Genomic DNA, 12,190 nt, shown 5'->3' on the forward strand with positions numbered 1-12,190 from the left:
GGTCGTTTGGCCTTTAGTATACTTATATCCTTCCATAATGGAAAATTTATGCATGTTTAATGTTCATGCATCCTTCAAATTAACTAACATTTCTATTTAACACAATCAGGAACTTTTATGTTCAGAAAAACAATATTTGCAATAAGTATATTATGTTTACTTACCGCTTTATATACTAATTACTTCATAGCTAAAAATGAATCATTGCCAATTGTGGCCATAGCTAATTATGGCTCACATGCTTCACTTGATGCTACTATCTCTGGTTTTAAAGACCAGATGCAAATGGAAGGCTTTGCTGAAAATCAAAATATACGATATGAAATTGCAGATGTTGGATTTGATCCACATTTAATCTCACAAATGCTTATTAACCTTAAGGCTAAAAATCCTAAAGCCATCTTGGTCATGACAACTCCTATTGCACAAGCAGCTAAAGGTAAAATTCATGATATTCCTCTAATTTATACAGCTATTACAGATCCCATAGAAGCTGGATTAATCAAAGATCAATACAAATCTGATGGCAATATTACAGGCAGCTCTGACAAGCAAGACCTAAAAGCATTTCTAAAATTTTCTCAATCAATTTTACCAGAAGCAAGGAGGGTTGGACTATTGTATGCAACATCAGAAGCTAACGATAATGCATTAGTTAATATGATGAAAACAAGTGCCTCAGACTTTAATATGTCTGTGATTGCAGTACCACTGGAACAAGCACGTGATGCACAGATCAGAATGAAAGAATTCAAAAACAAAGTAGATTTTATATATGTAGGAACAAGTGGACCAATCCAACCAACATTGCCAGTAATCAGCGCTGAGGCTCTTAAGATGTACATTCCTGTATTTAACGTAGAAGTGCAAGCTGTGAAGAATGGGTTAGCACTTGCAAGTTTTGGTATTGATTATACAACTGTTGGTAGAAATGCAGCAAAACTTGCAGCAGATGTTCTACGGGGACAAAAAATTAGTGATATGACTCCATTATATCCAACATCTGAGGATCATTGTGGCGTAATAAATAAAAAGCTTGCAATAAAATTAGGCATTACCATTCCTCCCAATATAGAAATTGTGGAGTGATTTATGATTAAGATTACAAAAGTTATAAAATCATTTCAAGGACTTTCCAGTCCTGTAATAGACAACATATGCCTATCTTTAAAACGTGGAGATTTTTGTGTTCTAATTGGGGCAAATGGATGTGGTAAATCTACTTTACTTAAGTTGATAAGTGGTGAGCATAGAATGAATTCTGGAGCAATAAAGCTAAATAGCAATGTGGCACAAGTTGCACAAGATGTAAACTTAGGTACTATACCTGAAATGACTCTGCTTGAGAATATTGTCTTAAGTGAAATAAAAACACCAAAATTACTGTTTTATAGAAGGTACAAAAATCAAGTTATCCAAAGGTTAAAAGAATTGGATATTGGTTTAGAGGAATATATTGACCAACCTCTAAAAATGTTATCTGGTGGACAAAGGCAAATGATTGCAACTCTGATGGCAATTAATTCTGGTAGGCAAATTTTGCTGTTGGATGAGCATACCTCAGCACTTGATCCTAAAATGCAGGAGTTACTTATGGAGTATACGCACAAACAAGCCGTAAATCTTGGGCTCACTACTATAATGGTTACGCATAAAATGGATGATGCTATTAAATATGCTAATCGCTTAATTATGCTCCACCAAGGCAAAATAGTGTTAGATATCCAAGGGGCACAAAAAAAATCCATGACTGTGCATGATCTGCTTGCAATGTTTCATCAGTATGAAGATCAACTCTTAATCTCTGGGGATAAAAATGACAATTGAACTTTTACATATAGGAATATTGCAAGGGCTAATACTATCAATTATCGCCTTTGGTATTATGATTCCATTCCGTTTCCTCAATTTTCCAGATTTAACAGCAGAAGGTGCCTATCCACTTGGAGGTGCAGTATATGCGAGCTTAGTAGTTGTAGGTATGCCACAAATATTAGCTATTATGGCTGCTGTTGTGGCAGGAGGATTGCTGGCAATAGGCACATCTCAAGTTGCTTTGCATCTTAAGGTCAACAGCCTGCTTGCTGGGATAATACTTAGCACTATGGCTTATAGCGCTAACCTCAGGATTATGGGTAAACCAAATATAGCATTATTTGAGATAGGTGGCATAAACCTTGACCTTATGTCACTGATTATTATTGTTGGGATTTGTATACTACCTTTTTTCTTGTTTTTACATTCTGATTTTGGCTTGCGGTTTCAAATGGTAGGCCATAATCCAAAGTTCACTGTAACTCATGGGATTAGTGTCAATAAATACACAAGCTTAGGCTTATTCATTGCAGGTTCTATGTTTGGTCTTGCGGGCAGCTTAATAGTACAAATGCAACAATTCATGGATGTAGGTATGGGTGTTGGCATAGTGATTCATGGATTGGCAAGTCTTATGATTGGAGAATCAATCGTGGGAAATAATACAATAGCAAAACAACTAGCAGCCCCTATCATTGGCGCACTTATTTATCAACAAATCCAAGGGATTGCTTTATCTTTTGGTCTTGCTCCATCAGACTTAAAGTTCTTTACAGGAAGCATAGCATTAATTGTACTTGCAATACAAAAAGAGGGTAAAAATGTTAGCTGATAAGTTCAATTTTACCCAAAGGTAAAGTTTTTACATGTGCAGCCATTCTTTAAAGGCTGCACTCTACAAGATTTTGCCTCATATGAAATGAGTAGTTGGAATAAAAGTGGGTGGATTTTGATTTGCCATATTTTTTAGGTGCAAAAATAGCCACACTTGGTACAAATCTTGATGAAATGTCTAAAATAAAATATATCAAAGCTGATGAAATATACAAATATAGATGAGACAGTAGCAATGCTCATGCTTATGCTTGCTCATGTTAATTACAAAGATGCTTCTGTGTTAAAGGTGAAAGCCATTGAATACTGAAGTTTTTTGGCATCTTTGTAAACCTAAAAAATTCAACAAAAATTTTTCGAGAATGAAAAGCTGGCAGAGAAGAGGGGATTCGAACCCCTGATACGTAAACGTATACACGCTTTCCAGGCGTGCGCCTTCAACCACTCAGCCACCTCTCCAAACATTCTATGCTAACATTAAACAACATAATCATCAAGTCAAATAAGTATTTATTACAAAAATAACCCTGGATCAAATATCAAAGTAAATTCTGACCATAAATCATAATCATAATCAGTCAATTCTTTTATTGGTGAGCAGATATTTATAGCACGCAGTGCACTATCAGTAACAACTTGAAAAAAATTATCTTCTTTATAGCGTATTGAATCTAATACTTTTGCATGAGTAACACTACCATCTTTTAATAAGCTAATTTTAATTTCTATATTCATATCTTGCAAACCTTTTGCTGAAACTGGCATATTCCAACAGGACAAAAACTTACTCTGTAATAAATCTTGAATTTTTATCGTTAGTTCATGTTTTTTATCAAATGTAGTATCAGTATAACCTTTTAACCCATCTGAATTCATTATATTTTTTTGTTTATTGGCTAGTTTATTATTAGTGGTTGTAATATTCTTCAACAAATCAGATAATTCATCCTTTATCTCTTTTTGTAGTTTACTGTTTGGTAATTTTGGAGCAGTAAACTTATTAGCCACAGGTGGTAGAACAGGTGCAGCAAAATTCTTTTTATTATCTTTATTGTCACTTAGCAAAGTTTTAATTGTATTAGTTGACTGTTTTTCTGTTTTATTATTTTCAACAACTATCTTGCTTTCTTTTGCATCTATTGTTTCAGTTGTATCAGAGTTTGCAAAAATCATATTAGATGAACTGTCAGTACTTGCTGCTATTTTTATGTTAGTTTTTTTTGCAATTTTCACTATATCAACAGTTATTATCTGTTTATATTCTTCAGAAAACTTACTGATATTCTTCTTCCCAGTAGAGTTTATTACTAGAACAAATATAAAAATATGCAAAACAGCAGATAATAAATTCCCAATAGTTAAATATCTACTATAAAGCATATTAACCAGCATCAGTGGTTGCAACAAGAGATACTCTTCTGTAACCAGCATCATTTATTAAAGATATAGTCTCCATTATTCTACCATAATTTATCCCTTGATCGCCATGAATATGTACATCAATATCTTTATCCCCATTGCTCCAAAGCACTATCTGATTAAGTAAATCTTTTTGTGCAACAGGATTGTCTTTTAAGTATAAACTACCCTTAGAATCTATTACAACCACAATAGGCTCAAAATGCTGTGATTCAGTTGATTGAGAACCAGATTTTGGTAAATTAATATCAACATTGCTCATCAGCATAGGTGAAGTTACCATAAAAACTACTAGCAAAACCAACATTACATCAACCATTGGTGTAACATTTAAATTGCACATCATTCCTGTGCGATTTCTTTTTTTATACAGCATTAAAATAACTTATAATAATTTTATACAATTATGCAATAGTAAAAATTTAATTGCAATTACTTGCGCAAAACTACTTGAAAAGTATAATAATTGGAAAATCTAGTAATTTTAAATTAAATAAATATGAATATTGATTTGCATGAGATAAATAAAAAAATCAAAGAAATAACCAGCAGGATTAATTTAATAAGAGACTGTCTTTGACATTAACTCTTTAAAAAATGAGTTAAAAATATTAGAAATTGAAACGAATAGTCCAGTTCTATGGAATGATCAGGTAAATGCACAACAAAAACTATGCAGAAAATCACAAATTGAGAAAAACATTGTATCTGTACAAAACTTGGAAAATGAACTCAACACATGTATAGAGCTTTTACAAATAGGCATAGATGAACATAATGAAGAAGTGTTAAATGAAATTGCAAAAGATATCATAACTCTAGATAAAAACTCTGTAAAGCAAGAAATAAATTGTCTTTTTATTGGAAAAAATGATGATAATAATTGTTTTTTGGAAATAAATGCTGGAGCAGGTGGCACAGAAAGTAATGATTGGGCTGCAATGCTGTTGCGCATGTATTTACGATGGTGTGAAAAAAAACATTTCCAATATGAAATCATGGATCAAGTAACTGGTGAAGAAGCTGGAATAAAATCTGTAACTGTAAAGATCACAGGAGAAAAAGCATATGGTTGGAGCAAAATGGAGACTGGTGTACATCGTTTAGTAAGAATATCACCCTTTGATGCAAACTCTAAAAGGCATACTAGTTTTGCCAGTGTCTGGATTTATCCCTTAATAGAAGAAAATATAGATATCAAAATTTCACCTGATGATATAAGAATAGACACATATAGAGCCTCAGGAGCTGGTGGTCAACATGTCAATAAAACTGAAAGTGCAGTAAGAATAACGCATGTTCCAACAAATTTATCAGCACAGTCCCAAAGTGATCGTTCACAACATAAAAATAAAGAACGCTGCTTAAAAATGCTGAAGGCAAAACTTTATGCACTGGAAATGAAAAATAAACAAACTGAAAAAGATATAGCAAATAGCAATAAATCAGATATTGCATGGGGTAATCATATAAGATCATACGTCTTGCATCCATATCATATGGTCAAAGATCTTCGCACTGGATTGGACACTCCAAATACTGCAGCTGTATTAAATGGTGAGATTGATAACTTTATTATAACCGCACTCAGCAAAAAATTACATCATAAATAGAATAGGTTGTATAAATTGTATAAAAATTACATAATATGTATTATGTAAACAAAAATAATTCTAAACATCATTATTATTTGCAAAATACTTTATTAAAACACTTTCCAACCACACAGGCTTTATCCCCAAAGATAAAAGTGCATTATTCTTAGTTACTAATGCATTATTTTGCACAAACTTTAACCAATCTATTGACAGATAACTTTTAGCAAAAAAAACTCTCATTAATGGTAAATTCATTATATAAAATATAAATTGTGCAATATTGTATGATATTGGAATACATACATGCATATGCATTGGATTTCTTTTTGAAAACACTTCCATCAATTCGCCTATTGAGTAAACCCTTGGGCCAGCTACTTCATACATACCAACCATATTATTATCTAAAGCACTTAGTACAAATTTTGCAACATCATCAACAAATATTGGTTGAAAAATAGTTTTTAATTTTATCATTGGATATACATAAGCCTGTGCTATTGTGTATAAAAAATTAAATAACATACTATCAGTACCATACATTAAACTAGGCCTTATTATAGTAGCACTTGGAAATGCAGCTATAACTGCACGCTCACCACTAATTTTACTGCGAGCATATAAAGTTGGGCTATTGTTTATTCCCATAGCTGAAAAATGAATAAAATTTTTTACTTTATGTGCCATACATTCTTGTGCAATTAACTCTGGTATTTGAGAATGCAGTTTAAAAAAATCTTTCTTTGGTGACAAAACATTAATAGCACCAATAAAATTAATAACTACATCAAAATTATCTATAAAAGTATGAGGTAACTTATTATTATATTCAACAATACGTATCTGTCCAGGATAGCCTAAAACTTTTAAATGCTTTGCACTATCAGCATTTCTACTAAAAGCAATAACAGTGTTATTTTTTTTGGCAAGCAACCTTTCTATAACATATCTAGCTAAAAAGCTGGATGCACCAAATACAGCACATCGCATATTGTACCTTTATATATAAACATTAAAATGGTATATCATCATCCTCAGTAACAGCATCTAAATTATTGGTATTTTCTGCTGATATTTGTTCCACTCCATCCATCTCAAGAGATGCGTGATATCCTGGATCATCAGATAATAAAGATTGCTTTTTGTCTAAAATACTTAATGTACAGTTAAAACCTTGCAATACAATCTCTGTTGTAGTTCTTTGATTATTTTCAGCATCAACCCATCTACGTGTTTGAATTGTACCTTCAATATATAGTTTTGTACCTTTCTTAACAAATTTCTCTGTAATGCTGACCAATCCATCACCATAAATAACTATATTGTGCCACTCAGTCTTTTCACGACGCTTATTTGTAGTTTTATCTATCCATGATTCACTAGTTGCCAAAGGAAAACTAGCAACTTTAGCACCACTAGCCGTAGAACGCACCACTGGATCTTTACCAGTGTTTCCTATTAATATTGCCTTATTTATTCCACTTGCCACACTAGCCTCTTAAAAAGAAAATCTTAAATATTATATCACACAAGATTTAAATGGCAAACATACCGCTATTGAAAAAACTACCTCCCAAATGTTGGATTGACACCATAACTACTGTATTGTCTTTCTTGCTGTAAACGATCTAAATAAGCAGATTGACCACCATTAGTATGTGGAGGTGTTTTTCTGTTCAAAAGCCAGCTATTCATATCATGCATTTGTCGTAAACCAGTTTGATTTTGATATCTATTATTTGGCAAATGACTAATACCAGATTGAGTATTTGCTTGATTCTGTTGACCAGCAGGCATACTATTAGCATGATTATCAATAGACATTCCAGGCAATGGTGGCATTGTCATAGCAGTCAAATCCTTACCAATATTGCCTTTTCTATCTACAACAGCTGTTTTTCTATTAGTCATTGGTGCTACATATGGTGTAGCAAAATCTTTAGCTGTTTCTTGAAAACCTTGCATAATAGCAGTCAGTTCTTCAACTGACTCTTTCATCAAGTTTATATGCTCAACATTATTTGATCTTTTGCCAACATTTGTTGCAGTAGATACTTGGTTAATCGCCATTGCCAACACATCATGTGCTGGAAATGATGTCACACCACTAACAACTGCTGTGGCACTAGCAAAACCAGCAACAGCTTTATCCAAACCTCTAGAAAGCTTCTTATCTACTAAATAACTATTTTGCTCCTTAGGTATTTTAGCACTAATTTCATTAATTTTTTCAATCTTAGTCCCTATATTAACTGCAAAATTCTTACATTTTTCCTCTTTTGCCTGCAATGATGCTGCGTGCTTGGCTCTCAATAATATAATATTAATATTCTGTGATACACCCACTACCAAACTATTTGCTTTAGCCTCATCCATAACAACACTAACTCGTTTTTTTAACATCTTTGCTTTATTAGCTATATCATCTTTATCATCTCCAGCATTTTTCATAATGCTTGACAATAAACGTTTAGTGGCATGTAAATCACCATAAAACGATGCATTAACAGGTGATTTTTTCTCTAACAACTTAACCAATCCATCTATTGCATCTAAATGTTCATTAACAACTTTGGACACATAAGGTGACACAGATCTGTCAATTTCTAAAGCAATTTTTGTATGCTTGCTAAAAGAATCATGTAATGCTATTCTTTCAGAAGGATTGTCAGATAACTGATTGGTTAATGCTTGTAAATTATTTGCTATATCTGATTCCATAAAACCTGACATCTGTTTAATATCACTCAAAACTCCATTTAATAACTTTGTTAATCCTCTGCATCCTGCTTTTGTTAACTTTACATCACCATTAACAACATCATAAACAACTTCAGCTAAAAGAGTTATAGGTTGTGCAATTGCATATCTAATATTTGCATAATCTGAATCTGACATAATATCATTAATATTGTTTATAGTTTCAGCAAGCTCAACCCCATGTCTGCCATAAAAAAAATTTGAATTTTCTATATCTTCAGCATGTTGTGTACGTAATTCCTCAACACTATGTACGATATTTTGTGAAAAATCAACTAATGGCTCATAAGCTACTCCATACACTTGTAAAACACGATTAGTAACAAACTCTACAACATCCATTAACTGATTAAAACTTTCTTTTGTAATTTGATTTGGCCTAGCTTCCAAGACAGTGTCCAATAAATCACTAGCAACTTTTACAACATTGGCTTCCATAGAATCACCTTCATCACTGATGCCAATAATAGCAAATTTATCTGCTAAATTTCCCAACCTCTCTTGTGCCTCATGAACTCTTTTTCTGTTGCTGCTATTTAATTGATATTCTTTACCAGGTATAACCATATTGCCCAATGGTAGTCCATTATCATCAAAACCCTTAATACTGAGTGCAGCATTAAACAATGGATTTTTTATTTGATCAATTAAACGCTCAACTGGCTCATGATGCACAGTGCTGCTGTCTTCACTATCAGGGCCAGCACCAACCAATTTGCTCAAATTTCTTTTTTGGCTTTTAGCAGTACCCATGCCATATAAAGAATCTTCTGAAAAATCTTTACGAAAAAACTCAACACTGGATGCTAAGCCAAAAAGAGCACTATGTATATCTTCTACAATAAAATGTTCATTAATAAAAATAGAATTACTATCTGATCTTTTAATACCAAGATGCATATTTACTCTATCTATATCTTCAGCATGTTTTTTGTATAAAGGGTTTGCACATTTCTCTAAGTCAATTTTGGTGATCTTCTTATCACCATTTACCACTAATCTCAAATGCTCTGAAAAATCTTTGTTAAGTCTGCTTGGCACCCACTGAGAATGTGATGATACAATATCTTTGGCATCATTTAACACCTCACTATTATCAACAGCCATCATCATCTTAATATAATCTTGCAAAATAGCACTATTCAATGCCCTAGGTGCAGCTTTTATCATTTCAGTAACTGCTCTCATTTTATGCTCATAATAATTCATGTCATGTGGTGTAAACAATACATATGCAAGCTGTTCATGACCAATAGAATTTGAGTTAGCAAAACTACTAACAATTTTTGGCAAATTCTTTATGTAGCCAACATTGTCAGCGCCAGCAAAATGCATTAAAGTATTTGGTTTTAACAAACCAGGGCTAACAATCCCACTTTTACTTAAAATCTCTGCAGAAAAATTATGCTTAATAGCTGTATTATTTAAATAATTATCTAGACTTAAACCTGAATTAGCAGCAAATTCAACCAACTTTGCTGCACCTGCAATCAAAACTAAGCTATTAGACATCTCTGGCAATAAATCATCTAACTGTTGCTGAGCATAGCCAGGGTTTTCTTTTATTGTATCAGCAAACCCACACTGTCTTAATAAATCAACTGCAGCAACTAAAAGTTTTGAACTATCTGTAGATGGAAATCTAGCACTAGGGTTCAAATATTTAATAGTTTTCCTTATAGTACTGACTCCAACATCACTAGCTCTACCACCCAAAACAGCACCACTAGAAAATCTAGACATAAGTTGAATCAAAACACTCTGCTCAACTCCATTGTCCAGTGCAGCATTAATTAAATCTGTTTTTTGTCTTGGTTTAATTGAATCCATGGATGCAGCAGTATATGCAGACAAACATTCTGATTTAACATCAGTAGCAACCCTAGAATAAAGCATAACCATTATGTCATTATAACTAACTTTTCCTGATCTAATGGCATTTTTAATTCCAGATAATGCAGTATCTGACCCAAGACTTAAAAATGACAAAATTGTGTTATCTGCATCCTTAAAGTTGGCACGATCTATTAATGCATTAAAAATCCTTTTTCTTATAGGATCATTTGGTCTTTTTGCAATAAATTCCAATGCTTGGGGCAAAGTATAAAACATATCAATTTCAGATGATTCTGCAAGTCTGGTTGCTAATTCTCCATTGTTAGAATTAACACTATCTGCAGCCTGCATACATTTTACCAACAAAACATCCGCATGCTTAGAATTATCCTTTCTTAACAAATCTGCACATTTGCCTATAAAATTCAACTGCATTTCTACTTGTCCTGGCTCCAAATCTAATCCAGCCACATATTCAGCACAATCAATCAAATGACTTGAGCTCAATAGCTTTGCAACAACATCAATATTTTCAGTAATTTGCGATAAACCATGCTTTAAAACCATTTTCACATCATCATCAAACTCATGCTCAATGGAATCAGGTTGTTTTAATATTATACCAGACAAATGATTAAAAACTGCACGATTTTTATCATTTACAGCTGCACGCAGTTCTTTAGCTCCAATTGGAATAGAAAAACTTAATCCAGTAGAATCATCTTGCATTTTAATTAATGGTGTTAATTGCTCATGTAATTCATCTGCTGACAGCTTTCTCTCTATGCATTGCTTAATAGCTCTAGATAAAAAATTAGCTCTATAATCAATTTTATCAAGTGATTCTTGTATAATATGAATCTTTGAAGATTTCGATGCTTGTAAATATTCATTCTCCCACGACTTTATAACCTGTGATGCTTGTGTTAAAATATTTGATAAAGTGTTTACACCAGCTTTAGTGCCAGCAAGATCTCTTAAGTCTGCCAATAAATCAAAGGCTCTGCTTCCTGGTGCAGCAAAAATATCTAGTGCTACATTTTCAATATCATTAGATGAAAAATCTTTTATAACCTTTTCAGGAGTTTCTGGTAGAGAAATTTCTTCTCTAAATTTAAATTTATCTCTAAAAAATTGCTTAAATCGCTGCCATCTGCCTGGTTTTTTTTCATGAAAAGCCATGGGTATATTAACATTGGTATTACCATTAGATGGTGGTGCTTTTTTTTTGAAAAATTTAGGCACTGCAAATTTCTATTAAAATATATAACATTAATTATGATGTATATTAATAAATAAATAATTAATTTAATAAATCAATTATTTAATCTTATAACCTAATAAAAAATCTTTAACCATCAATGGTTTTTTACCTGCACGCTGTAGTATTAAAGGTGAAATCAGACCATTTTTGCAATATATATCAAAACCCATATTATTAATATCTATTGTACCACAAATTTTTTGATGTTCACAATTTCTATAATTGGCTTTAATAATTTTAATAATATCTCCATTGTGATAAAAAAAAGCATTTGGAGTAAATGCTCTAATTTTTTGAATTATCTTTGTGCAATCTTCTTGCCAATCTATCAGTGCATCTTTTTTAGTAAATTTCATAGTATATGTAGCAATATCATGATCTTGAAATTTACGAAAGTAGTTCCTAGAAAATATTTTAGGCAAATTTTCATGAGTCATTTTAATGCTAAGTGCAACCAATCTTTTACTAAGTGCAGTATAGTCATCATCTAAAATCTCAATCTCTTCTTGTGCAATAATATCACCAGTATCCATTCCAGCATCCATGAACATTAAAGTAACTCCTGTTCTCTTTTCTCCAGAAAGAACTGCATACCTTATTGGTGATGGACCACGAAATCTTGGTAAAAGTGAAGGATGCACGTTAATACAACCATATTTTGCTG

10 protein-coding genes and 1 tRNA gene are annotated in these 12,190 nt (G+C 32.4%); 4 read left to right on the forward strand and 7 right to left on the reverse strand.

Annotated features, from left to right (window positions below; genetic code table 11):
* Positions 1–117 precede the first annotated feature (117 nt).
* The 3 genes from AABI72_RS00975 to AABI72_RS00985 are packed head-to-tail and all read left to right on the forward strand — an operon-like array spanning position 118 to position 2,647.
* Positions 118–1,089 carry an ABC transporter substrate-binding protein gene (locus tag AABI72_RS00975; protein ID WP_338363552.1) on the forward strand — a complete coding sequence of 324 codons (972 nt, stop codon included), beginning with the start codon at positions 118–120 and terminating at the stop codon, positions 1,087–1,089.
* A 3-nt stretch (positions 1,090–1,092) separates the two neighbouring features.
* Complete coding sequence (locus AABI72_RS00980; RefSeq protein ID WP_338363554.1) at positions 1,093–1,827, forward strand: ATP-binding cassette domain-containing protein; 735 nt, start codon at positions 1,093–1,095, stop codon at positions 1,825–1,827.
* Entirely contained in the window at positions 1,817–2,647 is an 831-nt protein-coding gene (locus AABI72_RS00985; RefSeq protein ID WP_338363556.1) for an ABC transporter permease subunit, read from the forward strand. Before AABI72_RS00980 ends, AABI72_RS00985 begins: the two co-directional genes overlap by 11 nt.
* Positions 2,648–3,020: 373 nt before the next feature.
* On the opposite strand, the gene AABI72_RS00990 is transcribed toward AABI72_RS00985, so the two are convergent.
* From AABI72_RS00990 to AABI72_RS01000, 3 genes are all read right to left on the reverse strand, one after another.
* Positions 3,021–3,108 (reverse strand) — tRNA-Ser (locus tag AABI72_RS00990).
* Positions 3,109–3,162: 54 nt separating this feature from the next.
* Complete coding sequence (locus AABI72_RS00995; RefSeq protein ID WP_338363558.1) at positions 3,163–4,029, reverse strand: hypothetical protein; 867 nt, start codon at positions 4,027–4,029, stop codon at positions 3,163–3,165.
* 1 nt (position 4,030) lies between these two features.
* Entirely contained in the window at positions 4,031–4,444 is a 414-nt protein-coding gene (locus AABI72_RS01000; protein WP_338363561.1) for an ExbD/TolR family protein, read from the reverse strand.
* Positions 4,445–4,567: 123 nt separating this feature from the next.
* Between AABI72_RS01000 and prfB the strand changes: the two genes are divergently transcribed.
* Positions 4,568–5,681, forward strand: a protein-coding gene (gene prfB / locus AABI72_RS01005; protein ID WP_338363564.1) for a peptide chain release factor 2 whose coding sequence is annotated in 2 segments (ribosomal slippage) — positions 4,568–4,645 and positions 4,647–5,681 — 1,113 coding nt in all. Because the reading frame shifts where the segments join, the coding sequence is not laid out codon by codon here.
* Between the two features lie 60 nt (positions 5,682–5,741).
* On the opposite strand, the gene AABI72_RS01010 is transcribed toward prfB, so the two are convergent.
* The 4 genes from AABI72_RS01010 to AABI72_RS01025 form a co-directional block, all read right to left on the reverse strand.
* Positions 5,742–6,656 (reverse strand): NAD-dependent epimerase/dehydratase family protein, encoded by a 915-nt coding sequence (locus AABI72_RS01010; protein WP_338363566.1) that lies wholly within the window; start codon positions 6,654–6,656, stop codon positions 5,742–5,744.
* Between the two features lie 22 nt (positions 6,657–6,678).
* Positions 6,679–7,155 (reverse strand): single-stranded DNA-binding protein, encoded by a 477-nt coding sequence (gene ssb / locus AABI72_RS01015; protein ID WP_338363568.1) that lies wholly within the window; start codon positions 7,153–7,155, stop codon positions 6,679–6,681.
* A gap of 77 nt (positions 7,156–7,232) precedes the next feature.
* Positions 7,233–11,507, reverse strand: coding sequence for a hypothetical protein (locus tag AABI72_RS01020; RefSeq protein WP_338363570.1), 4,275 nt, complete (start codon positions 11,505–11,507; stop codon positions 7,233–7,235).
* Positions 11,508–11,582: 75 nt separating this feature from the next.
* The coding region (locus tag AABI72_RS01025; protein WP_338363572.1) for a methionyl-tRNA formyltransferase at positions 11,583–12,190 on the reverse strand (608 nt) is incomplete at its 5' end.

Source organism: Candidatus Xenohaliotis californiensis (assembly GCF_963930935.1).
GTDB classification, from domain to species: Bacteria; Pseudomonadota; Alphaproteobacteria; order Rickettsiales; family CAWVOK01; genus Xenohaliotis; species Xenohaliotis californiensis.